The organism is Sinomonas sp. ASV322 (genome assembly GCF_030908245.1).
Taxonomy (GTDB): Bacteria; Actinomycetota; Actinomycetes; order Actinomycetales; family Micrococcaceae; genus Sinomonas.
This window is the reverse complement of sequence record NZ_JAVFJJ010000013.1, coordinates 57058-82615: the sequence shown is the minus strand read 5'-3', so window position 1 is coordinate 82615 and position 25558 is coordinate 57058. Positions and strand designations below refer to the sequence as shown.

22 protein-coding genes and 1 pseudogene are annotated in these 25558 nt (G+C 69.6%); 14 read left to right on the top strand and 9 right to left on the bottom strand.

All coding sequences use genetic code 11. The features are described 5' to 3' along the window. Window positions 1-71 precede the first annotated feature (71 nt). The 3 genes from RBS12_RS15920 to RBS12_RS15910 form a co-directional block, all read right to left on the bottom strand. The gene (locus RBS12_RS15920; RefSeq protein WP_307967138.1) at window positions 72-1427 is read right to left on the bottom strand and encodes a sugar ABC transporter substrate-binding protein; all 1356 of its coding nucleotides are present in this window, start codon (window positions 1425-1427) and stop codon (window positions 72-74) included. A 121-nt stretch (window positions 1428-1548) separates the two neighbouring features. Continuing rightward, a complete protein-coding gene (locus RBS12_RS15915) occupies window positions 1549-2457 on the bottom strand; it encodes a carbohydrate ABC transporter permease (RefSeq protein ID WP_307967117.1) in 909 nt (302 codons plus the stop codon). A 13-nt stretch (window positions 2458-2470) separates the two neighbouring features. After that, window positions 2471-3421: a sugar ABC transporter permease gene (locus tag RBS12_RS15910; RefSeq protein ID WP_307967116.1), complete on the bottom strand. Its 951-nt coding sequence runs from the start codon at window positions 3419-3421 to the stop codon at window positions 2471-2473. Between the two features lie 152 nt (window positions 3422-3573). Here RBS12_RS15910 and RBS12_RS15905 point away from each other — a divergent pair, with 152 nt between their 5' ends. The 3 genes from RBS12_RS15905 (at window position 3574) to RBS12_RS15895 (ending at window position 7166) form a co-directional block, all read left to right on the top strand. After that, on the top strand, window positions 3574-4842 hold the full coding sequence (locus RBS12_RS15905; protein WP_307967115.1) for a Gfo/Idh/MocA family oxidoreductase: 1269 nt from the start codon (window positions 3574-3576) through the stop codon (window positions 4840-4842). Window position 4843: 1 nt separating this feature from the next. Continuing rightward, entirely contained in the window at window positions 4844-5869 is a 1026-nt protein-coding gene (locus RBS12_RS15900) for a LacI family DNA-binding transcriptional regulator (protein WP_307967114.1), read from the top strand. A 259-nt stretch (window positions 5870-6128) separates the two neighbouring features. Further along, window positions 6129-7166, top strand: coding sequence for a hypothetical protein (locus RBS12_RS15895; RefSeq protein ID WP_307967113.1), 1038 nt, complete (start codon window positions 6129-6131; stop codon window positions 7164-7166). Between the two features lie 104 nt (window positions 7167-7270). On the opposite strand, the gene acs is transcribed toward RBS12_RS15895, so the two are convergent. Beyond that, window positions 7271-9250: an acetate--CoA ligase gene (acs, locus tag RBS12_RS15890; RefSeq protein WP_307967111.1), complete on the bottom strand. Its 1980-nt coding sequence runs from the start codon at window positions 9248-9250 to the stop codon at window positions 7271-7273. Between the two features lie 300 nt (window positions 9251-9550). Between acs and RBS12_RS15885 the strand changes: the two genes are divergently transcribed. From RBS12_RS15885 to RBS12_RS15875, 3 genes are read left to right on the top strand one after another with little or no spacing between them, the layout of a single operon-like run. Continuing rightward, a complete protein-coding gene (locus tag RBS12_RS15885; RefSeq protein WP_307967110.1) occupies window positions 9551-10978 on the top strand; it encodes a hypothetical protein in 1428 nt (475 codons plus the stop codon). Beyond that, window positions 10975-11853 carry an endonuclease III gene (nth, locus tag RBS12_RS15880; protein ID WP_307967137.1) on the top strand — a complete coding sequence of 293 codons (879 nt, stop codon included), beginning with the start codon at window positions 10975-10977 and terminating at the stop codon, window positions 11851-11853. Before RBS12_RS15885 ends, nth begins: the two co-directional genes overlap by 4 nt. Then, window positions 11850-12527, top strand: coding sequence for a CoA pyrophosphatase (locus RBS12_RS15875; protein ID WP_307967109.1), 678 nt, complete (start codon window positions 11850-11852; stop codon window positions 12525-12527). Before nth ends, RBS12_RS15875 begins: the two co-directional genes overlap by 4 nt. Window positions 12528-12542: 15 nt before the next feature. Here the strand turns inward: RBS12_RS15875 and RBS12_RS15870 are convergent, their stop codons facing one another. Beyond that, complete coding sequence (locus RBS12_RS15870) at window positions 12543-14213, bottom strand: bifunctional 3'-5' exonuclease/DNA polymerase (protein WP_307967108.1); 1671 nt, start codon at window positions 14211-14213, stop codon at window positions 12543-12545. 121 nt (window positions 14214-14334) lie between these two features. Between RBS12_RS15870 and ssd the strand changes: the two genes are divergently transcribed. The 7 genes and pseudogenes from ssd to RBS12_RS15835 all read left to right on the top strand — a co-directional run bounded on the left by ssd (window position 14335) and on the right by RBS12_RS15835 (window position 19982). Continuing rightward, window positions 14335-15486 carry a septum site-determining protein Ssd gene (gene ssd / locus RBS12_RS15865; protein WP_307967107.1) on the top strand — a complete coding sequence of 384 codons (1152 nt, stop codon included), beginning with the start codon at window positions 14335-14337 and terminating at the stop codon, window positions 15484-15486. Beyond that, window positions 15483-16661 (top strand): TadA family conjugal transfer-associated ATPase, encoded by a 1179-nt coding sequence (locus RBS12_RS15860; protein WP_307967105.1) that lies wholly within the window; start codon window positions 15483-15485, stop codon window positions 16659-16661. Before ssd ends, RBS12_RS15860 begins: the two co-directional genes overlap by 4 nt. Window positions 16662-16768: 107 nt before the next feature. Then, window positions 16769-17404 (top strand): type II secretion system F family protein, encoded by a 636-nt coding sequence (locus tag RBS12_RS15855; RefSeq protein ID WP_307967104.1) that lies wholly within the window; start codon window positions 16769-16771, stop codon window positions 17402-17404. Then, window positions 17401-18084, top strand: coding sequence for a type II secretion system F family protein (locus RBS12_RS15850; protein ID WP_307967103.1), 684 nt, complete (start codon window positions 17401-17403; stop codon window positions 18082-18084). Before RBS12_RS15855 ends, RBS12_RS15850 begins: the two co-directional genes overlap by 4 nt. A gap of 718 nt (window positions 18085-18802) precedes the next feature. Further along, a pseudogene (locus RBS12_RS15845) lies at window positions 18803-18946 on the top strand (DUF4244 domain-containing protein); the annotation flags it as partial. Window positions 18947-19065: 119 nt separating this feature from the next. Next, entirely contained in the window at window positions 19066-19389 is a 324-nt protein-coding gene (locus tag RBS12_RS15840; RefSeq protein WP_307967102.1) for a TadE family type IV pilus minor pilin, read from the top strand. Between the two features lie 158 nt (window positions 19390-19547). Continuing rightward, complete coding sequence (locus RBS12_RS15835; protein ID WP_307967101.1) at window positions 19548-19982, top strand: Rv3654c family TadE-like protein; 435 nt, start codon at window positions 19548-19550, stop codon at window positions 19980-19982. Between the two features lie 81 nt (window positions 19983-20063). Here RBS12_RS15835 and RBS12_RS15830 read toward each other — a convergent pair whose 3' ends face one another. Together RBS12_RS15830 and RBS12_RS15825 are read right to left on the bottom strand one after the other, a co-directional pair. Beyond that, complete coding sequence (locus RBS12_RS15830; protein ID WP_307967100.1) at window positions 20064-22424, bottom strand: DEAD/DEAH box helicase; 2361 nt, start codon at window positions 22422-22424, stop codon at window positions 20064-20066. Between the two features lie 56 nt (window positions 22425-22480). Further along, window positions 22481-23167, bottom strand: a complete 687-nt coding sequence (locus RBS12_RS15825; RefSeq protein ID WP_307967099.1) for a GNAT family N-acetyltransferase — start codon at window positions 23165-23167, stop codon at window positions 22481-22483. A 115-nt stretch (window positions 23168-23282) separates the two neighbouring features. On the opposite strand from RBS12_RS15825, the gene RBS12_RS15820 reads away from it, so the two are divergent. Beyond that, window positions 23283-24230, top strand: a complete 948-nt coding sequence (locus RBS12_RS15820) for a rhodanese-related sulfurtransferase (protein ID WP_307967098.1) — start codon at window positions 23283-23285, stop codon at window positions 24228-24230. Here RBS12_RS15820 and RBS12_RS15815 read toward each other — a convergent pair. Then, the gene (locus RBS12_RS15815) at window positions 24220-24759 is read right to left on the bottom strand and encodes a hypothetical protein (protein WP_307967097.1); all 540 of its coding nucleotides are present in this window, start codon (window positions 24757-24759) and stop codon (window positions 24220-24222) included. The genes RBS12_RS15820 and RBS12_RS15815 overlap by 11 nt on opposite strands. Window positions 24760-24946: 187 nt before the next feature. Next, window positions 24947-25471 carry a hypothetical protein gene (locus RBS12_RS15810; protein WP_307967096.1) on the bottom strand — a complete coding sequence of 175 codons (525 nt, stop codon included), beginning with the start codon at window positions 25469-25471 and terminating at the stop codon, window positions 24947-24949. Between the last annotated feature and the right edge of the window lie 87 nt (window positions 25472-25558).

Below are 25558 nucleotides of genomic sequence, written 5' to 3'. Positions count from 1 at the left end.
GACGGGGAGGAGCCGGACGGGGCCCAGCGGTGTGCGCCGGACCCCGTCCTAGTCAATGCCTTCTTCCTGGACTATTGGAAGAGCGCGTTGACCTGGCTGTTGGCGTCGGTCAGCGAGCTGGCCGGGGCCTTGCCGGAGAAGACGCCGTCCATGGCCGGCTTCATGATGCCGTCGACCTTCGCGGCGTTCTCCGTGATCGGGAACAGGAAGGTCGTGCTGTCCTTGACCTGCTGGGTGAATGACGTGACGTCGACGCTCTTGGCCTTGAACGCGGCGGCGGCCTTGTCCGTCGCCTCGGAGATGGCGGGGAAGACGACGGCCTTCGAGGCGACGACGTCCTGGCACGCGGGGGAGGCGAGGTACTCGACCCACTTGGTCGCGGCGGCGGGGTTCTTCGTGGCGGCGTTGATCGAGTCGGCGAGGCCGTTGAACATCGAGGCGCGCTTCCCGTCGGGGCCGGTCGGAGTCGGGGCGAGGCCCACGTTGATGCCCTTGTAGCCGAAGTACTGGCCGATCATCCACGAGCCGTTGGCGTTGATCGCGGCCTTGCCGGCGGCGAACGTGTCGGCCACGGAGGCGCCGACCGTGGTCTCGAGCTTGGGCATGTAGCCCTTGTCGATGATGCTGTGGAACCAGGCGATCGTGTCCTGGAACTTCTTGTCGTCGTAGTTGTACTTCGTGCCCCACGGGTTCTTGTCCGTGTGGGTCCAGCCGGTCGTGCCGGTCAGCCAGCTCCACTCGGTCTGGCCGTTGCCCGAGCCCGAGCCGGCGAGCCCGAGCCCGTAGACTGCGACGTTGTTCTTGTCGAAGCCCGCCTCGTCGCCGCGCTTGCCGTTCTTGTCGACGGTGAGGTGCGCGACGGTCTTCTCGAAGGTGCCGCCGTCCTGCGGGGTCCAGGACAGCGTGCCCAGCTGGTCTGCGGTGAGGCCGGCCTTGGCGACCATGTCCTTGTTGTAGAACAGGGAGATGGTGTCCCAGTCCTTCGGGAGGCCGTAGCGTTTGCCGTCCTTGCCGACCCAGAGGTCCGCGAGGCCCTTCTGGTACTGCTTGAGGTCCACGTTGTCGTTCTTGACCGCGTCGTCGAGGGCGAGGATCTGGTTGTTTTTGACGAAGTCGCCGAACTTGGAGAGGTGGTCGGTGAACACGTCCGGGCCGTTGCCGGCGACGAAGCCGTTCGTGATGTTCGTCCAGTAGTCGTCCCAGCCGGTCTGGGTGATCTTGACGTTGATGTTCGGGTTCGCCTTGTGGAAGTCGTCCGCGCACTGCTGGTAGGCCGGAAGCTGGTTCGCGTCCCACAGCCAGTAGCTGATGTCGCCCTTGGCCTCGCCGCCGCTCGCGGCCTGATTGCTTGAGCCGCTGCCTGTGCAGGCCGAGAGGGCCAGCGCCGCGGCGGCTGCGACGGCAACGGCGCCGAGTGCTTTCTTCATCATGATGTCCTTTCCGGGACAGGGGGGTGGTGACGGCCGGGCATTTCCCGGTCGTTTCTGGGGATGGGTTTGGTAGGGCGGGTTTCGGTGGTGGGGTTTGGGTGGTGGGCCGGAGGAAGCCCTACTTGATGCCCGAGAATCCGATCGAGTTGACGATCTTCTTCCCGAAGGCGACGAACAGGAGCAGGATCGGGAGGGCCGAGACGAGGGTCGCCGCCATGAGGCCGGACCAGTCAGGTGCACCTTGGGGCGACTGCGACTTGAAGACGCCGAGGCCGACGGTGAGCACTCGGATGGCTGGGTCGTTGCCCACGAGCAGCGGCCAGAAGTAGTCGTTCCACGCCGCGATGAAGGTCAGCAGGCACAGTGTCGCTAGCGGGGCGGCGGCGTTCGGGAGGACGATCTGGAAGAAGATCCGGCCGTGCTTCGCGCCGTCGAGCATCGCCGCTTCCTCGACCTCGCGGGACATGCCGAGGAAGAACTGCCGCAGGAAGAACACCGCGAACGGGGTCATGAGCATGCTCGGGAGTGCAATCCCCAGATACGTGTTCAGGAGGCCGATGTTCTTGATGAGCAGGAAGTTCGGCAGGGCCGTGAAGATCGCCGGGACGAGCAGGGTTCCGAGGAAGAGCGCGAAGACCTTGTCGCGGCCCGGCCACTGGAGGCGGGCGAACGCGTAGGCCGCGAGCGAGCTGAAGAACACCTGGGAGGCCGTGATCATCGTCGAGACGATGACCGAGTTGACGAGGTACTGCCAGAAATTGATCGAGGCGCCCGAGCCGCCCTCGGCCTGGGCCTGTGCCTGGGACTGGAGCCCGAAGACGCGGGCGAACGCGCCCCACGTGAAGTCGGCCGGCAGGAGGCTGCTCGACTGCGACGCGAGGGCGTGGTTGTTGGACAGCGCCGTGCGGAGCATCCAGAGGAACGGGCCGACGGTGACGACGATGGCGAGGACGAGCGCGGCCCACGAGGCGACACGGCCCCAATTGATCGGACGACGACGCCGGGCGGCTGAGGTGAGGGTGGTCATGGTGTGCGTCCTCTCAGGAAAGGTCGTTCTCGTTGCCTCGGAGGAACTTCATCTGCAGGAAGGCCACGATCGCGAGGATGATGAAGAGGATCACGCTCAGGGCCGAGCCATACCCGAAGTCCTGCTGGCTGAACGCGCGCTGATAGATGTAGTACTGGATGACGCGGCTTGCGTTGACCGGGCCGCCTTGGGTTGTCACGGCGACGGTGTCGAAGATCTGGAACGATCCGGTGATCGTCACGACCATGACGAGGAGGAGCACGGGCCGCAGGAGCGGCATGGTGATCTTCCAGAACGTCTGCCACTTGCTCGCGCCGTCGAGGTTGGCCACTTCGTAGAGATGGCCCGGGATGGCCTGCAGGCCGGCGAAGATGAGCAGGGCCGTGTAGCCCATGTGCCGCCAGACATTGACGAAGGCAACCGTGGGGATGGCCCAGAATTCGTTTCCGAAGAACGCCACGCGAGGGATGCCGATCCACTGGAGGACCTGGTTCACGATTCCGATCTGGTAGTCGAGCATCCAGAACCACAGAAGGGCGACGATGACGTTGGCCACGAGGTAGGGCAAGAGCAGGACACCCCGGATGAGGGTCGACTTGGCCACGTGGTACATGAGCAGGGCGAGCCCGAGGGCGATCACGGTCTGGAAGCCGATGTTCAGCAGGACGTACTCGAGGGTGACGCCCATCGCGTTCCAGACGAGCTTGTCCTGGAAGATCTTGACGTAGTTCTTGACCCCGACCCATACCGGGTTTCCCAGGATGCTGTAGTCCGTGAAGCTCAGGTAGATGCCGCGGATCGTGGGCACGAGGTAGAAGAGCACGAAGCCCACGAGGGCCGGGGCAACGAAGAGGAGGGCGACCCGGAGGTCGCCGAGCCCGCGGCGGAGGGCGGTGCGCTTGGGACCATCGGATTCGGTGCTGCGCCGCGCCGGCTTCCGCGTCCCCACTGAGGTGGTCGTCATTGGTTCCTCGCTGTGATGTGGCTAACAGTTGCCGAGAAATCTACACGAGTAACTTTTGAAAATGCAAGAAGGTTTACCGAAACTTCCGGGAATGAGGCAAGTCTTCCGATCTGGTGATTGACTCGAGTAGATACCAGTGGGAGACTCCCTGCATGACTCAACCCACGCCTTTCTCCCTCGGAATCGTCGGCGCCGGACAGTTCTCCGGGCAGTTCACGAAGCTCTTCCAGGCCCACCCGTACGTCTCTTCCGTCTACGTCACCGACGTCCTCCCCGAGCGCGCGGAGGCGCTCGCGGAACAGCAGGGGCTCTCGGGGACGTTCCCGAGCTTCGAGGCGATGCTCGAGAGCGACGTCGACGCGATCGGGATCTTCACCCAGCGCTGGACCCACGGCCCCCTCGTGGTCCAGGCACTTCGCGCGGGCAAGCACGTCTACTCGGCCGTGCCGATGGCCATCAGCGTCGAGGAGATCGGCGCGATCATCGAGGCCGTCCGCGAGACCGGGCTGACCTACATGATGGGCGAGACGAGCTACTACAACCCCGCGACGGTCTATGCACGCCAGCGACGCGCGGAGGGGGCCTTCGGGCGGATCTTCTACGCCGAGGGCGACTACGTCCATGACATGGACCTCGGCTTCTACGCCGCGTACGAGTACAGCGGCGGCCCCGAGTGGAAGCGCACCGCGAGCTACCCGCCGATGCTGTACCCGACGCACTCCGTGGGCGGCGTGATCGGCGCGATCGGCGGCCACGCCGTGAGCGTGAGCTGCATCGGCGTGCGCGACGACCGCGGCGACGGCGTGTTCGACCGCGAGGTCAGCATGTTCCACAACGACTTCTCCAACGCGACCGCCCTCTTCGAGCTCGCGGGCGGCGGGTCCATGCGCATCAACGAGTTCCGCCGCGTCGGCTACCCCTCGCACCTGCGCGAGAGCCGCTTCCGCTACTTCGGCACGGACGGCAGCTTCGAGCAGCTCGTCGAGACCGCCGTGTGGCAGGACAAGGAGGGCTTCTCCGACGTGAGCGAACAGCTCAAGACTCTGCCGACGATGTCCCACGACGACCCGTCGCTCGCCAACGTCGACCCGGCCCTCCGCGATGCGTTCGTCTCGGGCCTCGCCCCCGTGCACGACGCCGCGCGCCTCCCCGAGGAGCTCCGCCGCCTTCCGAGCGGCCACGAAGGCAGCCACCACTTCCTCGTCGACGACTTCGCGGCCGCGGTCGCGACCCGGTCCCTCCCGCCCGTGAACGCGTGGGAGGCCGCGCGCTACACGCTTCCTGGGATCGTCGCCCACGAATCGGCCCTCCGCGGCGGCGAGCGCCTGCCCGTGCCCGACTTCGGCGACGCCCCCGGCGAGCTGTCCGCGCGCGAGATTGCGCCGTCGTCGTCCGCCAGCGCGGGAGAAGCGCGCGGCTAGCATGGTGGCTATGCCGCACCTGCCCACCCCCGCGAAGCCGACCGCCACCCGCAAGGACGTGGCCCAGCTCGCGGGGGTGAGCACCGCCGTCGTGAGCTACGTGGTCAACGGCGGGCCCAAGCGCGTCTCGCCTGCCACGGAGGCCAAGGTGCGCGACGCGATCGCGGCGCTCGGCTACCGGCCGAACGCCGCCGCGCGGGCACTCAAGCTCGGGTCGAGCGAGATGCTCGGCATGGTCGTGCCGGACATCACGAGTCCGTTCTTCGCGACGCTCACCCATGCGGTCGAGGAGGCCGCTGTGGCGCGCGGCTATGCGCTGCTCATGGCGAATTCGGGCGGTTCCCTCTCGGCGGAACGACGCGCGGTCGAGCAGCTCGCGAGCCGTCGAGTCGATGGCGTGTTCCTCTCGAGTGTCCTCTTCGAGCCCGACCTCCGCGAGCTCGAAGCCATGGAGATCCCGGCTGTGCTGCTCAACCACAGCACGGAGAGCCCGGGCTTCGATTCCGTCGGCGTCGACTTTGTGGAGGCGGGGCGTGCCGCCGTCGAGCATCTTGTCTCGCACGGCCACCGAAACATCGGGTTGATCATGGGCATCACGACCGGCGGAGGCCTCGACGGGCGCGAGGCGGGGTGGCGGAAGGGGCTTGAGGATGCGGGGCTCCCCGTCGGACCCGTCATGCGGCAGCCCTTCGACCGCGACGGGGGCTATCAGGCCGGCAAATGGCTGCTCAACTCCGCGGAGCGGCCCACGGCGATCTTCGCCTCCTCCGACCTCATCGCCGTCGGCCTGCTCCGCGCGTTCCACGAGGGCGGCGTGCGCGTTCCCGACGACGTCGCGATTGTCTCCTTCGACGGCCTGGCCGAGTCAGAGTACTGCTGGCCGCCGCTCACGACGCTCGCCCAACCCGTCGAGGAGATGGCCCAGGCCGCCGTCGAGGCACTCGTGGAAGGGGGCGGCCACAAGAGCAACCGGCGGTTCCACGCGACCCTCGTGCGCCGCGAGTCGTGCGGGTGCGGGGCGCCGTAGCGAGGGGCGGGCGACGGCGGGGCGCCGTAGTGAGGGGCGGGCGACGGCGGGGCGCCGTAGTGAGGGGCGGGCGACGGCGGGCAGTCACCTTAATGGGCGGGAAGTCACCTCGAGGGGACCTTTCTGCGCTTCAGGGTGACTGCCACTCGGAACTCCACCCGCGCACCTCATATGTCCTCAACACCACCAGTTCCGGCCCGTCGTCCACATCTCGGCACCTGGCTGTGCGGGGTGTTCACCCGCCCGGCAGAGTCGAGCCATGGAACGTGTTTTGCCGCTCATCGATACCTCCTCGCGGTTCGCGGACGGTCCGCTAGCGCCACGCTCGGCAATCGCAAGCGGGCGTTTCGTGCGGATCCGCCGAGGGTTCTATGTGCCGACATCGGCGTGGGTCGATGCGCCTCCCCATGAGCGGTTCCGCACGGCGGTCGCGGCTTACTCGAGGGCCAACCCGCAGGCGGTCTTCTGTGGTGAGACCGCGTTGTTCCTGCATGGCATTCCGGTCGTCAAGGTGCCGCCGGCCATTGATGTGGCCATTGCCTCGACTACCAAGCTGGGCATTCGGCCGAACACGTTCTGCGTCCGGGGCGAATCGGATCACGCCCAGCGCGCTCGGTTCATGCCACCTCCGCCCGTAAGACGGCACCGTCATGCGCAGTCCGAGCTAGTCACGATTGACGAGTTTCACACCGTGCCACCCGCGGCAGCGCTCGTCGAAGTATTGGCTTCGGCCCGGTTCGCACGTGGACTCACGGTGGCCGACGGCATGCTGCGCCGATCAGGGCTCGACTCACTGCTCGACGTGCGGGGTGTCCGCGAGGAAATCGAGGCGCTGGCGTTCGAAACCCGAAGGAAGCGAGCCCATGACATCGCCGCTTTGGCCCGAACGGGCGCGGAGTCGCCAGGCGAGTCTGTGAGCCGTGCTCTCATGCACCTGTTCGGGTTCCCCGAGCCCACGCTCCAGAAGGAGTTTCGCGATTCGCGTGGATTCATCGGCCGAACAGATTTCGCGTGGGACGTTGGTCCCGGCCCGGTCGGCGAGTTCGACGGCTGGGGCAAGTACTTTCGCGAGGAACTCACCGGCGGAATCGACCCGCGGGAAGTCATCCGTCGCGAAAAGCGGCGCGAGAATCGCCTGCTTGCCCTAGGCCACCCGGTGCTCCGATGGGACTGGTCCGAGCTTGAACCGCCGGAGCTCTTCCGTGCCAGACTGCTCGACGCTGGACTCCGTCCCATCCGAAGTCACGGCAATGTTCCGGAAGTTCTCGTGGAGGGACCTTCCGAAGACCGAAGGTAACTGCTGGGTGGCCCGACCGTCTCCGGCGCGGTTGACACGGACGACGGCGGGGCTCACCACTCGAGGTGAGCCCCGCCGTCGTTCGTTTCCTCGGCGAGCAGCCGCTACTTCCGCAGGTCGGCCGCGATCTGCTGCATGACCGACGGATCGGCAAGCGTGGTCGCGTCGCCGGGATCGCGTCCCTCGGCGACGTCCTTGAGGAGGCGGCGCATGATCTTGCCGGAGCGGGTCTTGGGCAGCTCGGGCACGACGAGCACGTGCTTGGGCTTCGCGATGGGCCCGATCTCCTTGCCCACGTGGGCCCGCAGCGCCGCGGAGGCGTCCTCGCCGTCGGGGATCTCGGCCTCGCCGCGCAGGATCACGAACGCCACCACGGCCTGGCCCGTCGTCGGATCCGCGGCCCCCACGACGGCGGCCTCGGCGACCCATTCGTGGGAGACGAGCGCGGACTCGATCTCGGTCGTCGAGAGGCGGTGACCCGAGACGTTCATGACGTCGTCGACTCGCCCGAGGAGCCAGATGTCGCCGTCGTCGTCCTTCTTGGCGCCGTCGCCCGCGAAGTACATGCCGTCGAACCGGGACCAGTAGGTGTCCTTGTACCGCTCGGGGTCGCCCCAGATGGTGCGCAGCATCGCGGGCCACGGCTCGCGGATCACGAGGAATCCGCCGTGCCCGTTCGGCACCGAGTTGCCGGATTCGTCGACGACGTCCACGGCGATGCCCGGGATCGGAACCTGCGCCGAGCCTGGCTTCGTCGCGGTGACGCCGGGAAGCGGGGCGATCATGATGGCGCCTGTCTCGGTCTGCCACCACGTGTCCACGATCGGGGCTGGTTCTGCCTTCCCGCCGCTTCCGCCGATCACCTCGCGATACCACATCCACGCCTCGGGGTTGATGGGCTCGCCCACGGATCCGAGGAGGCGGATGCTCGAGAGGTCGTACTTCGCGGGGATGTCGGAGCCCCACTTCATCATCGTGCGGATCGCCGTGGGGGCGGTGTAGAGGATCGAGACCTTGTACTTCTCGACGATCTCCCACCAGCGGCCCTGATGCGGCGAATCGGGCGTGCCCTCGTACATGACCTGGGTCGCGCCATTGATGAGCGGCGCGTACGTGATGTACGAGTGGCCCGTGACCCAGCCGATGTCTGCCGTGCACCAGTACACGTCCGACTCGGGCTTGAGGTCGAAGACGACCGAATGCGTGTAGGCGGTCTGCGTGAGGTAGCCGCCGGTCGTGTGGAGGATGCCCTTGGGCTTCCCCGTGGTCCCGGACGTGTAGAGGATGAAGAGGGGGTGCTCGGAGTCGTGGCCGACGGCGGTGTGCTCGGGCGAGGCGGCGTCCAGGAGCTCGGTCCAGTGGAGGTCGCGGCCTTCGGTCCACGCGATGTCCTGCCCGTTGCGGCGAACGACGACGACGTGCTCGACCGTGTGCCCCGGCTCGGCGAGGGCGTCGTCGACAGCGGGCTTGAGCGAGGACGGCTTGCCGCGGCGGTACGTCCCGTCTGCCGTGACGACGAGCTTGGCCTCGGCGTCGTCGATGCGGGAGCGGAGCGCGTCGGCGGAGAAGCCGCCGAACACGACCGAGTGGACCGCGCCGATCCGCGCGCACGCGAGCATCGTCACGACGGCCTCGGGGATCATCGGCAGGTACACCGCGACGCGGTCGCCCTCCTGCACGCCGAGGGACTCGAACGCGTTCGCGGCCCTCTTGACCCGCTCCGTGAGGTCGGCGTAGGTGATGGTCTCGGTGTCCCCGGGCTCGCCCTCGAAATGGATCGCGACGCGGTCGCCGAGCCCGTTCTCGACGTGGCGGTCGAGCGCGTTGTAGGCCGCGTTGACCTTGCCGCCCACGAACCACTTCGCGAACGGCGCGTCGGACCAGTCGAGGGTCTCCTCAAAGTCCTTCGACCACGTGAGCCGCGTGCGCGCCTGATCGGCCCAGAACGCGGTCCGATCCTCGGCCGCCGCGTAGATGTCCTCGTGGACGTTGGCGGCTGCCGCGAAGTCGGGCGACGGCGGGAAACGGCGCTCCTCCCGAAGGAGGTTCTCGAAAGCGTCTCCGTTGACGGTTTGCTGGGACATGAACGTCCTTTCGGCTCGATCGGTCGCGTCGTCCAGCCCATGCGTCCGCTCAGCCGGGACCCGCGCAGGCGGCGTCCCAGGGGGTCAGTGGCGGATACAGGTGGCTGCTTCACGTCCACACTAGCCCCTCACGAGTAGCAAGCGAGTTGCGTGGGTCACATTGCCTCGCCGTGCGGGGGGCCGCGTGCGACGGGCGGTATCCAGCCGTCGCCGAGCGGCCCCGACGAAACTGGCTCCCCGCTAGGTGGTGCACAGGCGATGTGGCTAGGCTGAAGTGCAAGGACGACCGAAGGAGCAGCCATGTCTGATTCCCGTCTCGGTCCCGCCCGCGCCGAAAATGCCGCGCCGGGGCCTGGGAGCGAAAACCCCAAACCGCCTGCGAACCAGGCTGTCTTGGGACCTTTCACCGTGCGCGACCTCGCGGTCTTCGCTGGCGTTCTTGTGACCTTCCTCGGCTCGCTCCTGCCGATGATGATCCTTCAAACCCCCTACGGCTACCCGAATCTTTGGAACGCGGCGGGCCTTTATTACTTGGGCATTGGGATCCTTGTGCCGCTCGCGCTTGCCGGCCTCTTCGTGTGGCGTCGCGTCGCCGCTGACGCTTCGATCCGGATCGGGTCCCTCTCCCTCGACCAGTTCGCCTCGGTCGTCGCCGTCCTCTCCGCCTCTTTCTTCTTCCTGTTGGCGGTGACGACTGCCAGCCTCGGCGGGATCGTCGGCTTCCTCGGCGGCGCGATCCTCGTCGCCGCGACCGTCTTCGCGCGGATGATTCCGCCTTTCGCCGGCGATTTCGAGGGGCGCGCCGAGGTGCCGGCGCACGTCGTCGCGCGCGACGCCGTCGCCCCCCTCCCGAAGCCCGCCCCCCTCACGAAACCAGCAGCGCAGCCGGCGCAATCTCAGCCTGCGCCGTCTCAGGGGAGCGCCATAGGGGCGCCGTGGGCCGGCTCCTACGCGCACGACGACGAGGCTCGCCAGGGCGGCGAGGGCACGTTAGGCGCCGGGGTCTCCTCCGCCGGGGCCGCGGCGGCCGCGGCCGGCTTCGCGGGGGCGACGGCGGCGGGCGCGGGAGTCGCGGCGATTGCCGCAGGCGCGATGGCCGCGGGTGAGGGCGCGTCCCACGCGGAGGGAGCCGAGTCCCCGAGCGAGTACGTCGAGGCGGCGGGTGCTGCGGGGCCCCCGCCCGCGGCCGCAGTGCCTGGTTGGGAAGACGCCGAGCGCTTCGGGGAGCCAGAGGCCGTCGTGCCTGGCTTCGAGCCCGAGGCCGCACCGAGCGCCGTCGGGCAGGCGGCGGAACCGGCCACGGCAGCACTGGCGGCGGCGGCAGCAGGCGGGCCGGAGGGCGCGTTCATCGCCGGCGACGCCGACGGCGAGGTCTACGGTGCCCCCAGCCCGGAATCGCCCGCTGAAGTCGACTTCGGCCACACGCGCCTCATGCCCGCCGCATCGGCAGACGAGGGCCGCGAGCCCGAGGCGACCCCCGCCGTCGACCGTGCGGCGGGCATCGAGGCGACGCAGCACGAGGAGCCGGAGCCGGCCTACGATGCCTTCTGGTTCGCGGTGAGCGAGTCACGTACGGCGGTCGATCCGCAGAGCGGGCTGCCCGTCTTCACGCTGGAACCGGGACAGTGGATCCTCGCGCTCCAAGACCGCGGCCACGAATTCCTCGTCCAGAGCCAGGACGGGAGGATCGGCGTGCTGCGCGATCTCTCCGGAATCGAGCGGGGCTGACCAGTCTCGCCGGTGCCGAGCGCAGGCCCGCGCGGCGCCGGCTCACGGCGGACGAATCCCCGCTCGCACTCAAGCGCCGCGCCCGCAAGATCGACCGGGTGCTCGCGGAGTTCTACCCGTACGCGCACGCCGAGCTCGACTTCCGCGACCCGTTCGAGCTCCTCGTCGCGACGGTCCTCTCGGCGCAGACGACCGACGTGCGCGTCAACCAGGTCACGCCGACCCTGTTCGCGAAATACCCGGACGCGCGCGCCCTGAGCGAGGCGGAACCCTCGGATATCGAGGAGATCATCAAGCCCACGGGCTTCTTCCGGGCCAAGACCAAGAGCCTGCACGTCCTCTCGCAGAAGATCGTCGATGATTTCGACGGCGTCGTGCCGGGACGGCTTGAGGATCTCGTCACGCTGCCGGGCGTGGGGCGCAAGACGGCGAACGTCGTGCTCGGCAACGCGTTCGGGGTGCCGGGCATCACCGTCGACACGCATTTCGGGCGGCTCGCCAAGCGGTTCGGGTGGACGGCGTCGGAGGATCCGGTCAAGGTCGAGCAGGACGTCATGGAGCTCTTCCCGCCGAGCGACTGGACGATGCTCTCGCATCACGTCGTCTTCCACGGCCGGCGCGTGTGCCACGCCCGGAAGCCAGCATGCGGCGCGTGCCCCGTCGCCGCCATGTGCCCCTCGTTCGGCGACGGGGAGACCGACCCCGAGAAGGCGCGGAAGCTCCTCAAATACGAGCTTGCGCCGGGCCAGGAGGAGCTGCGGGCCGAGATGATCGAGAACGTCCATCGCGCGGCCGAGATCCGCATGCGGACGCAACGCGCGGCGGCTGCGAGCACGGCGGCGGGGAACGCGGCGGCGGGGAAGGACCGGGCGTGAGCGCCCGGGCGCAGCTTGAGTCGCTCGCCGCAGGCGTCCGCTCGGGCGAACTCGATCCCTTCGATCCCCGCTGGCACCCCAAGGTCGTGGGGCACGAGGCGCGCGAGGCCGCTGTACTCGTCCTCTTCGGAACGCTCGACGGCGCGCCGATGCCCTCGGACCGGCCATTGATGCCCGCGGATCTCGACGTCCTGCTCCTCGAACGCGCCCAGACCCTCGGGGCCCATCCCGGGCAGGTCGCGTTTCCGGGCGGGAGCCGTGAGCCTCAAGACGCGAACCTCGTGGACTGTGCCCTCCGCGAAGCGGTCGAGGAGACGGGACTCGACCCGGCCGGCGTCGACGTCCTCGCCGAATTGCCCGCGCTCGGGCTCGGGGCGAGCGGCTTCCTCGTGACGCCCGTCCTCGCGTGGTGGGCTGCGCCGTCGCCCGTCGACGTCGTGGACTTCGCCGAATCGGCGAGGGTCTTCCGCACGCCGATTCGGGACCTTCTCGACCCGGCGAACCGCGTCACCGCCGTCGTGCAGCGCCGGGGTGCCACGTTCGCAAGCCCCGCGTTCGAGGTCAGCGGCGTTCTCGTGTGGGGGTTTACCGCGATGGTTCTCGACGCCCTCCTCGAGGGCCTCGGCTGGTCCCTTCCGTGGGATAGGGAGCGCAAGCTGTTCGTCTCGCCTTGATCCGCGCGGGCATGCCTATTTCGCCTGGTCATAGGAGTCGACGACGGCGATGCTCACCGGGAATTCGACGGGCGCCTGGCCGAAGAGGAGACGACGGGCGGCGGCGGCCGCGTCCCGGATCGCGTCGGCACACGCCTCGGCCACGGATTCTTCGGCGTGCACCATGACCTCGTCGTGGAGGAAGTAGACGAGCTCCCCGCGAAACCCGCGCGCGGCGAGGCGGCGCAGGCGGAGGCGGAGCTCGGCCATCCAGCATTCGGCCCATTCGGCTGCGGTCCCCTGCACGACGAAGTTGCGCGTGAAGCGCCCCCGGTCCCGCGCGACGGCGTCGGCCCGGCGCTGCTCCTCCGCCGTCGTCGACCGCTGCAGGTGGTGCCAGCGCTCCGACGGGGGTGGGGAGCTGCGGCCGAGGTGGGTGGTCACGGTGAGCCCGCGCTCGCCGTCGCGCGCTGCCTGCTCGACGTAGCCGACGGCGCGCGGGTAGAGCTTGGCGAGCTGCGGCAGGAGGCGGCCGGATTCGCCTGTCGTGGCCCCATAGATGGCGCCGAGGAGCGCGACTTTCGCTTTGGCGCGGTCGCCGCCGAAGCCCGCCGCGGCGATGCGTGCGTAGAGGTCGGAGTCTTCGGCGGCGGCCGCCATCGCGTCGTCCCGCGCGAGGGCCGCGAGGACTCGCGGTTCGAGCTGCGACGCATCCGCGACGACGAGCTTGTGGCCCGGCAGCGCGCGTGCGGCCGCGCGGACCTGCTTCGGGATCTGTAGGGCTCCGCCGCCGCGCGATGCCCAGCGGCCCGTCACAACCCCCGCGACGACGTACTCGGGCCGGAACCGGCCGTCGCGCACCCAGGCGTCGAGCCAGGCCCAGCCGTTCGCCGCCAGGAGCCGCGCGAGCTTCTTGTATTCGAGGAGGGGCTGGATCGCGGGGTGCGTGAATTCTCGGAGCTCCCACGCGCGCGTCGTGTGGGCCTCGATGCCCGCGCGGTGGAGGGCGCGCATGAGCTCTTGGGGCGAATCCGGGTTGAGCTTCGGGGCGCCGAGGAGGTCGCGGAGCTCGTTGGCCTTCTCTTCGAGGCGCGCGGGGCGTTCGAGGCCGCGCGGGCGCGGCCCGAGTTGCTCTGCGAGGAGGGCCTCGTGGGTCGCCGCGTCCCACGGAATGCCGGCGGCCTGCATCTCTGCCGCGACGAGAGCCCCCGCCGAGTCGGCCGCACAGAGGAGGCGCAGGCGCCCGGGCTGGCTCGATCCGGCTATGGCGGCGAGCTGGGCCGTGAGCTCTCGTTCGAGGTCATCAGCGCCGGGGCCGTGGTCGGGGGCGTCCTCGAAGAGGAAACCCTGTCCTTCCGCGGGCGGGAGCTGGGGGAGCGTACCCGCAGGGTCCGCGACCTCCGTTCGCGCCGCGAACGCGCTCGTGTACCCGGTCGTTGCCGCGAACGCTGAGCCTTCGAGCGCGGTCCCGCACAGCGTGAGGTCGTGGCAGCGTTCGAGGCGCACCCCCGCCGCGAGGAACCCGGGGTACCAGTCTGCCGCGCGCCGCCACACCCAGCGGGGGCGGTCGGCCGCCTCGATGCGTTGGGCCTCGCGGGCGAGCTCGGGTCGCGCGACGGTGGTGTCCGGCCCGGTCCTGCGGCCCCGCGCGTCGAGCGGGCGAAGGACGACGCGCCCGTCGGGAGCGGGGGCCAGGATGACGTGCACTCCCACATTCTTGCGTGCCCAGCGGACAGGATTGGTCCTCCACACAGTCCGCGGGCGAGTGTCGTCCACATGGGCCGTTCGCCCGGCGCCGTGAGCCCACGCGGCCGGGCAGGGTTGGTGCATGGGCAAGGAACAGGACTCTGCGGGACGTACGGCCGGCGCGTGGCTGCCGGACGAGTCCCCCGTCCTCTGCGTGACGGCCGACGACACACTGCTCGAGGAATGCGCGCGCGTCGCGGCCGTGGCCGGCGTCCGGCTTGAGGCGGCAGCGAGCTTCGCGACGGCCGGGCGTGCCGCAGGCGGCCAGCTTCTTCTGGGCGCCGATATCGACGACGTCCCTCCCCGCAGGGCCATGGACACCGTCCTGGTGGGGCGCTCGTCCGCGCGCGAGCTCCTGTGGCGGCGCGCCGCCGACCTCGGGGTCGAGCACGTCGCCGAACTGCCCGACGCTGCAGGCTGGCTTGTGGACTTCCTCGGTCGAAGGCAGCCTCACGCCGGCGAAGGCATGATTCTCGGGATCGTGGGCGGCTGCGGCGGTGCAGGGGCCAGTACGACGGCGGTGCTGCTCGCCGGGGCGGCGTCCGCGCGAGGATGGGCCACCGTCCTCGTCGATGGCGACCGCCTAGGCCCCGGTCTTGAGCTCTGTCTCGCGGACGACCGGCCCTCGGGCCTCTCATGGCCAGATCTCGCGACCGCGAGCGGGAAGATCAACCCCTCCCAGCTCGACGTCTCGCTCCCACGCCTCGGCGGCCTCGCGACGCTTTCGTGGCCCTCGGCGCCGCCGCGCGCCGCAAGCCTCCCGTCGGCCGCGATCGCGGGCGTTCTCGATGCGGCGCAGAGGGCGTTCGAGCTGGTTCTCGTCGACGTGGGCCGGGGGCGCGAGGCCATCGAGGATTTTGCGTGGGCGAGCGATCGGCTGCTCGTCGTCGTGCCGGGCCGGCTGGGCGCGGCGCTCGCGGCCGCCCATATCCTCCACGAGCTTCCGCCCGTCCCGACTGCCGTTCTCGCGCGCGGGCGTCTGGCCGAAGGAATCGATGCAGAACGGCTGGCGGAGACGGTCGGTGCGCCTCTCGCGGCGCGTGTCCCTGACATCCGCGGTCTCGCCGCCGCGGCCGATGCAGGGCGCCTCCTCGACCTTGCGCGCCGCAGATCCGTGCGCCGCATGGCGGACGAGGTGCTGGGAGTCCTCGACGCCCTTCCCGACGGCGAGCCCGCGAAGGGGCAGCTGACCGGATCTGGCGCTCGGCGGGCACCGCTCGCGAGGACGCGATGAGATCCGCGCGGCTCGTCGATGCCGAACTCCTCGAAACCGTCCGCCAGCGGGTCTTGTCCGAACCCGGGCCGGTCACGCCCGCTCGCATCGCCGCGGCCGTCAACGAAAGCGGAAGGCTCTTGGGGACCGCGGGGACGCTCGCGGCAGTAGAAGCGATCACGGCGGAGCTGAGCGGTCTCGGGCCTCTCCAGACGATTGCGAAAGATCCGTCCGTGACGGACATCTTCGTCAATGGCCCGGAGGAGGTGTGGCTGGACCGCGGCAACGGGCTCGAGCGGGCTGGAGTGCGCTTCGGCTCGGACGAAGCGATCAGGGCGCTCGCGGTTCGCCTCGTCGCTGCCGGCGGGCGGCGCCTCGACGACAGCTGTCCGTGCGTCGACGTTCGTCTCGCGGGTGGCTACCGCGTCCACGCTGTGCTGCCTCCCGTCTCGGCGAGCGGGCCGCTCATCTCCGTGCGCATCCGTCGTGAGCGCGTGTTCAGCCTCGAGGAGCTCGAGCGGTCCGGCATGGTGATGGCCGAGCAACGGTCGGTGCTCGAGGCCTTGGTCGAGCGGAGGGTCAGCTACCTCGTGAGCGGGGCGACCGGAACCGGGAAGACGACCCTCTTGAGCACGCTCCTCGGCCTCTCGGCCCCCTCGGAACGCGTTGTCCTCGTCGAGGATGCCGCGGAGCTGAATCCCGAGCACGGCCACGTCGTAGGACTCGAGGTCCGGCACTCCAACGTCGAGGGAAGCGGCGGCGTCGATCTCGCCGAGCTTGTGCGTCAGGCCCTGCGCATGCGGCCAGACCGTCTCGTCGTTGGCGAATGCCGTGGAGCCGAAGTGCGGGAACTGCTCGCAGCCCTCAACACGGGGCATTCCGGAGCGGGCACGATCCACGCGAATTCCGCGGAGTCTGTCGCGGCGCGGCTCGCGGCGCTCGGGGCCCTCGCGGGACTCTCGTCTGAGGCAACGGCTCTCCAGGCCGCGCACGCCATAGGTGCCGTGGTCCATCTCGAGCGCACCCCGGCAGGTCGACGTCTTGCGACCATCGGTGCCGTCGCCGAGCGCGACGGGCGGCTTCACATCGAGCCTGCGCTCATGCGAGACGTCTCAACGGATCAGCTCGACCGGGGCCCCGGCTGGGCGGCGCTCGCGGCGAGGCTCGCTGGAACGTCCGGAGGGAAACGGCCATGATCGGTGCTTTGGCCGTTTTCTGCTTCCTCTGGGTCGGGGCTCTCCTCACAGCTCCGCGGCGCAGGGACGCCTGGCTTCACACGCCGTCCGAGCGGAGGGGTCCGACTGTGCTCCGAGGACTTCTCCGGCGTCTTCGACAGGAACGCACGACGTCCTCGACGGGGCTCCACGAGGCGTCTCTCATGGTGGCCCAGCTCGCCGCGCTCTTGCGGGCCGGGCGGACCGCAGAACAGCTGTGGGGCCAGGCCGCGTCGGCCAGCTCTCCCGCCTTCGGGAGGGTTCTCGAGGCGGCCGCCCGTGCGGCGGCCGTCGGGGCGCCCATCGCGCAGGCTATCCGCGAGGCCGCAGCCTTCGGCGCGACGGGACGAGGTGGACGGCGCGAACGCGTCGCTCGCGGACACTCCGTTCTGTGGCAAGAAGTGGCAGCGTGCATCGAGGCCGCTGAGGCCTCGGGCTGCCCTCTTGCGGGCGTGTTCGACCGGCTTTCGATCCAGCTCGAGGCCGACGCGGATGCGGCTGCAGCGCGCGCGACGGCTCTGGCCGGGCCCAAAACGACGACGCAGATCCTCAGCGTTCTGCCCTTGATCGGCCTTGCTCTCGGGACGCTCATCGGCGTCGATCCATTCAAGGTCCTGCTCGAAACGCCGCTCGGGCTCGCGTGCCTCGGTGCGGGCGCGTTGCTGACCGTCCTCGGACGCTCATGGTCGTCTCGGCTCGTTGCGGCGGCGGGGGTGGCCCGGTGACTGCCTTCGGTGCGATCGTCGTCGGGGCGGCGGCGTTCGGCGCGTGGTGGCTCGTATGGGGATCCGCGGCGGGGAAGCTCCCGGCGGGCTGGGCACGCACAGAGCGGGACGGCCGTGCTCTCAGCATCGGACGGCGCTTCGGCGGCGACCCCCGATGTGCGGGCTTCCGAGGTGGGTGGTTCGGGCGCGGGTGGTTCGGGCGCGGGAGCCGCGGAGGTGGGGGCGGGCCCACCGTCAATGACGACGCTGACGCGGGCGGCGTCTTGCGATCGGCCCTTGTGCTCGAACTTGTTGCTGCGATGCTCGATGCCGGGTCGTCCCTGCCCCGGGCCCTTGGGATCGCGGCCCGGGTGGCGGGCCTCGGGGATGGTGCGGTCGGCCGCGCGGCCGCGGCCCTTGAGCTCGGCGTTTCGTGGGAGCACGCCTGGCCGCCCGATGAGATCGGTGACGAGGTGTCGGAGATTCGAGCGTCGCTCCAATTCGCGGCGGCCACCGGAGCGCCCTCGGCACAGCTCATCTCGGCTCGCGCACGACTGCTCCGGCGTGCGCGGCACCGTGAGCTTGAGAGGCGGGCCGCGGCCCTCGGCGTCAGGCTCGTCGTTCCCCTCGGAACCTGTTCGCTGCCCGCGTTCCTGTGCCTCGGCGTCGTGCCGGTGCTCATCTCGATGATGCCGGGCTGAGGTGGATGATGACGCGCTCGGGATGAACATCGCGCAGCACATGCTTCCGCCATGGCGGGCGGGGGACGGCACCGGAGCGACCGGCGCCGGACAACGAAAAGGGGGAGCCATGACAGCAACGAGCGGGGCCATGACAGCAACGAGCGGGGTCACGACAGCAACGAGCGGGGTCGAGGTGCCTACCGAGGCAGCCGATTCAGCAGGAATGCCGCACGAGGAGCCGACGCCAGCGAAGGACCTTTCGGTAAGCGACGATGGCGGTCTCCGCGCTGGGCCGGGAGACCGGCTCATGGACGTCGTCGAGCTTTACCCCGGGGCTTCGAAGGCTCCCGTGGTGCGGCAGCCGGGGGAGGCCGAGCGGCCGACTCGGCCTGCCGATGGCGGGGAGGGAACCTCGCGGGGCGGCGGGAGTCGTGGGGGACGGAAGCGCACCACATCGCCTCGACCGGACCGCACCGAAGCGGACGCGCGTCGCTCTACCTCGGGGAACACGGCAGTCTCGGGGAAGAAGACAGCCTCGGGGAAGACCGCGGTCTCGGGGAACACGGCGGTCTCGGGGAAGAAGACAGTCTCGGGGAAGAAGGCAGTCTCGGGGAAGAAGACAGCCTCGGGGAACACGGCAGTCTCGGGGAAGCGGGCCGTTCTGCGGCTTCGGGTTGCGGTTCGGGGCGTCCTTGCCGCCCTCGGGATCGGTGGACCTCGATGGAACGTCCAGGGACAGCTCGGCATGGCAACAGCCGAGTATGCGATTGCAACCCTTGCCGCGGTGGCCTTCGCGGGGCTGCTGGTCGTCATCATGCGCAGTGACGAGGTGCGCGGGTTCCTCGTGAACATCGTCCGCACGGCGCTGGCCATCCCGTGATGCGGCCCCGCGCGTCCGTCCTGCGCTGCTTGGGACTCGGTCTGGTCCGGTGCAACCTCCGGGGATGTGGCCGTGGCCTGCGCCATCGCTCGTCGGACCGGGTCGGGTCCAGGGGAGCGGTGACAGCCGAGTTTGCTGTGGGCATTCCAGCGGTGATCGTTCTCCTCGGGGTGCTCCTGACAGTGGTGGCCGCCGGGATCACTCAGCTGCGGGCTGAGGAGGCGGTGCGGGCGGCTGCACGGGAGCTCGCGCGCGGGGAGGCGCCGGACGTGGTGGTGGCCACGGCGCGACGCGTGGCCGGCGAAGGCGTAGCGCCCGAAGTGGCTGCAGTGGGCGGTGAGGTCACCGTCCGGGTGCGGCTTCCCGTGCCCGGGCCGTTCGCCGCCGCGGCGGGGATCGTCGCCGAGGCGAGCGCAGCCCTTCCCCTCGAGGTTGGCAGATGACGCCGGCAATCCGGGTGGCGGCCAAGCGGCGCCAGCGCGGCCGGTGCACTCAGATCTGGTCGCCTGCTGTTCGTGGCGTGCCTACCGGGAATGGGGTGGCGGCCAAGCGGCGCCAGCGCGGCTCGCGAAGTCGGAGTGGGACGCCTGCTGCGGTTGGCGTGCTTGCCGAGAATGGGGTGGCGGCCGAGGGCGGCGCGCGGGCCTCGGGACCGGTACCCGCCTCGGGACACATACCCGCCCCGGGCGGCAATGACCTCGAACGCGGGGCCGGGACGGTTCTGGCGCTCGGCCTTGCGCTCGTGGTGGTCTTCGCTTGCGGTGCCGGCGTCCTCGTCTCTCAGGGGCTGGCGACGGCGGCGAGGTCTGCGCGGGCTGCGGACCTCGCCGCCCTCGCGGCTGCCGACGCCGAGCGCGGCCTCGTCCCGGGGGCCGCGTGCGCGAAAGCCGAGTCAGTCGCCCGCCTCAACGGTGCGGAACTCGTTTCGTGCAACGTCGAGAGCCCCGGCAGGATCGTCCGCATCGTGGTTACGATTCCTGCCCCGGCGGGTCTGGGCGCCGCCGAGGGCCGCGCCCGCGCGGGAAATCCGTCGTGACGCATCAAGAAGCTCATCACTCGCGTTCGGGCGAGCGCCCGGCGCGCGCGAGGGAGTTCACCCCGCAGCAGCACCCGCCGCTCACCACGGAGACTGACCAGCGTCCGTGCGTGCCCGGTCCGCCTCCTTGAGCAGCGCGCCGAGCAGCCGGATCGCGGAGGCCTTGTCGAGGGGATTGTTCTTGTTGCCGCATTTAGGGCTCTGAACGCACGACGGGCAGCCCGAGGGGCACTCGCACGCTTCGATCGCGGCCTTGGTGGCGGAAAGCCACTCGCGGGCCCGCTCGAAGCCCCGCTCCGCGAAGCCGGCCCCCCCAGGGTGACCGTCGTAGACGAAGATCGTCGGCTCCTCGGTGTCCGCGTGGAGGGCGGTCGACACGCCGCCCACGTCCCAGCGATCGCTCGACGCGACGAGGGGCAGAAGCCCGATCGCAGCGTGCTCGGCCGCGTGGAGGCCGCCGGGAAACTGCGCCTCGATGAGTCCTGCCGCGAAGAGGCTCCGCGCGTCCATGGTGAACCAGACGGCCTTCGTGAAGAGGTCACGCGCCCCGAGTTCGAGGGGCTCGTCGCCGAGCACCTCGTTTGAGATGAGCGCCTTGCGCTGGAAGGAGACCACTTGCGTTGTGACCTTGACCTCGCCGAAGTGCACGCCCACGGGCCCCCATGCCTCAGCGCGCTGCTCGGCGAGGATTTCGATCTGTGTGATGTCGCGCGCGGTCGTGTAGTAGTCGGGATTCACCCGGCGCACCGCCACGTAGTGCTCCGCCTCGTTGAGCTCCTCGACGAGGTAGCTCGCGCCCTGATGCACGTAGATCGCGCCTTCGTGCGCCTGATAGTGCGTCTGCGGCGAGTCCATCGACCCGAGCACCTGGCCGGTCTCCGACTCGATGATCTGCACCGGCCCGCCGCCACCGGACCTCAGGTTCACCATCCCGGCGGCGCTTTCCGGGTGCGTCCAGTACCAGCCCGAGGCGCGGCGTCGAAGGAGGCCCTGGCGCTCGAGCTGTCCGAGGATTCCCTCCGCGGCCGGGCCGAAGAGCTCGAGGTCGGCCGGCGTGATCGGCTTCTCGGCCGCGGCGGCGCACAGATGCGGCCCGAGAACGTACGGATTCGAGGGGTCGAAGACCGTGGCCTCGACCTGGACGTCGAAGATTGCCTCGGGATGGTTGACGAGGTACGTGTCGAGGGGGTCGTCGCTCGCGACGAACGCGGCGAGGGCGTCTTGGCCCGCCCGCCCGGCTCGCCCGATCTGCTGGAACAACGACGCGCGGGTCCCCGGCCACCCGGCCACGAGAACGGCGTCGAGGCCGGAGATGTCGATGCCGAGCTCGAGCGCCGACGTGCTCGCGATGCCGAGCAGTTCCCCGGTTCGGAGCCTCCGCTCGAGCTCGCGCCTCTCCTCGGGGAGGTATCCCGATCGGTAGGCAGCGACGCGTCCCGCGAGGGCGGGATCCACCTCGTCGAGATGCCGCTGGGCGATCGAGGAGATGGCTTCCGCGCCGCGTCTGGATTTGATGAACGCGATCGTGCGCACATGCGCGGAGACGAGGTTCGCGAGCAGGTCCGACGCCTCGGCCACGGCGCTCCTCCGCTGCGGCGCCCCGTTCTCGCCGCGCGCCTCGGTCAACGCGGGCTCCCAGAACGCGATCTCGGTCGCGCCGTGGGGCGATCCGTCGTCCGTGACGGCCACGACGGGCGCTCCGATGAGCCGCGACACGGACCTCTCTGGCTCGGCAGTGGTCGCCGACGCCGCGATGAAGACGGGCTCGGAACCGTAGTACGAGCACACGCGCCTCAGCCGCCGGAGCAAGTTCGCCACATGCGAGCCGAATACTCCGCGATAGCTGTGTGCCTCGTCGATCACGACGTAGCGCAATCGCCGGAAGAACGCGGACCACCACGTGTGGTTCGGGAGGATCCCGAAATGCAGCATGTCCGGGTTGGCGAGGATCACGTTCGCGTGGTCGCGGATCCAGCGCCGCGCCGCCTGGTCCGTGTCGCCGTCGTACGTTTCGGCACGCAGGGTCTGCAGGCCCAAGGCGCGGATGGCCGCAAGCTGATCCGCGGCGAGGGCCTTGGTGGGGGAGAGATACAGGGTGACGGCACCGTCGTCGTGGATGCGCCCCGGCTCGGCGAGGACCCGCAGCTCGGCGCGGTGCACGGCGTCGAGCGCGGGGAGCTGATAGGCGAGCGACTTTCCGGAGGCTGTCCCGGTGGCGACGACGACGTGGGCGCCGTCATGCGCGAGCGTGGCCGCCTGGGCCTGATGCGTGTACGGCCGAACGACGCCGAGGCGTCCATAGGCGGCGACGAGGTCCGGGTGCACCCATTCGGGCCACGGAATGGTCCGAGCCTCACGGGGGGGAAGGAGCCGGACGTGGCGGAGCTGCTCAGGCTGGGGACTGCGCCCCAAGAGCGGTAGGAGGGAATCGTGCTGCGCCACCCCAGCATTCTGCCAGCCGAACAGGCTGCCGGCTGAGCCGGGCCGACGTCCGCTCGTCAGTCGTTGAGCGAAGGACCGTCGGGGTTCAGGGGGTTCTTGAGCATGAGAACGCCCGAGACATCGCCCCAGCCGAGGTGGTGGTACAGGTGCTGCCCGTCGATCGAGGCGATGAGGAGCCCCTGATCGGCGCCGTGCTCGCTCACGGCCGCGGTGAGCGCCCGCATGACGAACGAGCCGAGGCCGCGGCGCCGGAAGTTCGGCTCGGTCACGATCCGGTCGAACACTGCGAAGCCGTCGGCGACGGCGACGTGCCCACTCGCGGCGAGGTCGCCGTCGTGCGTGGCGACGGTGACGGTCGCGGCGCGCTCCTCGATCTCGGTCGTGAGCTTGAGCTCGTCGTCGTTGAGCCAGGGCTCCTCGACATCCTTGCCCTCGAAGTCCATCACCATGAGCTCCTGGTCGGCCCCGAGCACGGAGAGGCCGTGCCGTTCGGCCAACGTCCGGTAGCGCAGGTGGTCGTCCGTGAGGATGGTCAGGATGCGGTCCTGGCTGGCGGCCGTGAACTCCGCGAGCCGGGCGAAATCATCGTCCGTCGGATCGGTCGCAAACGCGACCCAGTCGCCGCTGCGGTCGAGCAGCTGGGCCGCCGGAAAGCCGCCGATCGTCTGGGTTGGATAGTGACGTGACGAGGCCCAGCCCTCCACCCAAATGGCCAAAAGTTCCTTGAGCTGTGCCTCTGCCATAGCCACGACCATACCGGTACGCGGGGTTTCTGATAACCCTTGTGACTCAACTGTCACCGCCCGGCAACCCGGCCGCCAAGGGGGGCATGACGGCCTTGGCGATACCCTTGAATCCGTGGCTTTGCACCGAATCGTCCTCTTCTACTGCTTCACTCCGCTGGCCGATCCGGAGGCCGTCAGGCTCTGGCAGCGCACCCTGTGCGAGGGCCTCGGATTACGTGGACGGATCATCATTTCCCGGCACGGTGTCAACGCGACGGTGGGCGGTGAACTCGGCGCCGTCAAGCGCTACGTGCGGGCGACCAAGGAGTATCCGGGCTTCCGTGGGATCGACGTCAAATGGTCCGAAGGCGGGGCCGAGGACTTCCCGCGCCTGAGCGTCAAGGTGCGTCCCGAACTCGTCTCCTTCGGAGCACCGGATGAGCTCGAGGTCGGTGACGACGGCGTTGTGGGCGGGGGCGCGCGGCTGACCCCCGAGGCACTCCACGAGCTCGTCGACGCGAAGCGTGCCGCGGGCGGCGACGTCGTGTTCTTCGATGGGCGGAACGCGTTCGAGGCCAAAATCGGCCGCTTCAAGGGAGCGATTGTTCCCGAGGTCGAGACGACGAGGGATTTCGTCCGCGAACTCGAGTCGGGCGTGTATGACGAGCTCAAGGACAAGCCCGTCGTGACGTACTGCACGGGCGGCGTCCGGTGTGAGGTCCTCACGTCGCTCATGCGGAGCCGGGGCTTCCAAGAGGTCTACCAGCTCGACGGCGGGATCGTGCGCTACGGCGAGGCGTTCGGGGACAAGGGCCTCTGGGAAGGCTCGCTCTACGTCTTCGACCGCCGCATGCACCTTGAATTCAGCGGCGCCTCCGCGACGATCGGCTCGTGTGCCCGCTGCGACGCCCCGACGAGCGACTTCCACAATTGCGCAAACCCCGCGTGCCGTGAGCTCACGCTGTTCTGCGCGTCCTGCGCCGAAAGCGGCGACGAGCTGCGCTGTCCGGGCGGATGCGATGGCGACGCCGAGGCCATCCCGGAGAGCGCCGTCCCGAAGGACGCCGTCATCATTTCTTGACGATGCGGAAGGCGTACGCCGCGGGCGCTGCCACGGACGGAGCCGAGCGCACCTCGGCCACCGATTCCTTTTCGATGACGATCACGCGCACCCAGAGCCGCCCGCACACGTAGTTGGAATCCACGAGCGCCGTGCCCCCGACCGAGAGGGTGAGGCGAGCGGTGTCCGCGCCCCGACACGCGTATTCGATGGCGAGGGTTCCGGCCGGGACCGTCGCGATGGCCACGACGGGCTGGTTGGAGAGCGCAATGCCGTAGCCGAACGCGAGCGAGACGCCGCTCGTGTCCGGAACAGCCGCTGCCGCCCACGAGGAGAGCATGTCCGGAGACCAGTTCTCGGGCGAGGCTTCGGTGGGACCGGAGGGCGGCGGAAGGGAGTCCCACTGCGGGTGGCTCACGCTTGGAGCAGGCGGGGACGACGGCGTGGCGCGGCTTCCGAGCGGGGGCAGGCCGTCACCGTAGGAATAGGCGCACGCGGACAGAGGGCCGATGAGGAGGGCGGCGACGAGAGCCGCGGCCGAGCGGCGCATGGCTCACCTCCTTGCGCACTTCTTACCTTCTGAGCATGCGCCCGGACAGGGGTCGGCGCCAGATGCAGCGACCTATCAGCCCGGACAGGGGCCGGCGCCAGATGCAGCGACCTGTCAGCCCGGACAGGGGCCGGTACCAGAGGCGACGTGCGGCGCCGCACACGGGCTTGCGCCAGAGGCCGGCTGGTCATTCGGGATCGACGCGATAGGCCACGTTTGACGGGACTCCGGACGTCATGTCGAAGCGCAGATATACGCCTTGTCCGGCCTCGACTGTGAACGGAATCCGGACCGGCTGGCCGCATTCCACGGCCTCGGCGAACCACGGTCGGCGATCGACGGCGACCCGCACCACGATCGTGGCAGCCACCCGGCACGCGACACTCAGCGCGTAGTCGCCCGGGGGCACGGAGAACTCGTCGTTGAGGGTCTCCTCGCCCGGCAAATCCCGCAGCGTGCCGACGCCGTGGTGGGCGCCCTCGCCGGGGTCGAGACCGCGCGCGCGAGCGAACACGGCAGCGGCCCAGTTTTCGGCGGCCGGCCGATCAAGGAGAGGACCGAATGCCGCGCTCCCGAGGGTCTCCCGCGTGGCGCTGGGGCTTGGCCTCGGCCCCGCATCGTAGGCATATGCGCACCCCGAGAGGAGCAGAGCCGCACCCGTGAGCACGGCAATGGCCACCGTGCCATGCGAGGAGCGCCGGGAATCCCCCATGCAGACATTCAAGCACTGGGGCGTTCCGCAGGGCGCTCCTTGCCGGTGCTTCCGTGTCTGACACTCGCGATAGCGTGGCATCCAGCA

Excerpts from the sequence above, each read along its gene's own strand:
- RBS12_RS15905 (WP_307967115.1), top strand. The coding sequence starts at position 3,574 with ATGACTCAACCCACGCCTTTCTCCCTCGGAATCGTCGGCGCCGGACAG.
- RBS12_RS15920 (WP_307967138.1), bottom strand. The coding sequence starts at position 1,427 with ATGAAGAAAGCACTCGGCGCCGTTGCCGTCGCAGCCGCCGCGGCGCTG.
- RBS12_RS15895 (WP_307967113.1), top strand. The coding sequence starts at position 6,129 with ATGGAACGTGTTTTGCCGCTCATCGATACCTCCTCGCGGTTCGCGGAC.
- RBS12_RS15915 (WP_307967117.1), bottom strand. The coding sequence starts at position 2,457 with ATGACCACCCTCACCTCAGCCGCCCGGCGTCGTCGTCCGATCAATTGG.
- ssd (WP_307967107.1), top strand. The coding sequence starts at position 14,335 with ATGGGCAAGGAACAGGACTCTGCGGGACGTACGGCCGGCGCGTGGCTG.
- RBS12_RS15825 (WP_307967099.1), bottom strand. The coding sequence starts at position 23,167 with ATGGCAGAGGCACAGCTCAAGGAACTTTTGGCCATTTGGGTGGAGGGC.
- RBS12_RS15815 (WP_307967097.1), bottom strand. The coding sequence starts at position 24,759 with ATGCGCCGCTCGGCCGCGGCTCTCGTCGCCGCCCTCCTCATCGGCCCT.
- RBS12_RS15810 (WP_307967096.1), bottom strand. The coding sequence starts at position 25,471 with ATGGGGGATTCCCGGCGCTCCTCGCATGGCACGGTGGCCATTGCCGTG.
- RBS12_RS15910 (WP_307967116.1), bottom strand. The coding sequence starts at position 3,421 with ATGACGACCACCTCAGTGGGGACGCGGAAGCCGGCGCGGCGCAGCACC.
- RBS12_RS15900 (WP_307967114.1), top strand. The coding sequence starts at position 4,844 with ATGGTGGCTATGCCGCACCTGCCCACCCCCGCGAAGCCGACCGCCACC.
- acs (WP_307967111.1), bottom strand. The coding sequence starts at position 9,250 with ATGTCCCAGCAAACCGTCAACGGAGACGCTTTCGAGAACCTCCTTCGG.
- RBS12_RS15860 (WP_307967105.1), top strand. The coding sequence starts at position 15,483 with ATGAGATCCGCGCGGCTCGTCGATGCCGAACTCCTCGAAACCGTCCGC.
- RBS12_RS15885 (WP_307967110.1), top strand. The coding sequence starts at position 9,551 with ATGTCTGATTCCCGTCTCGGTCCCGCCCGCGCCGAAAATGCCGCGCCG.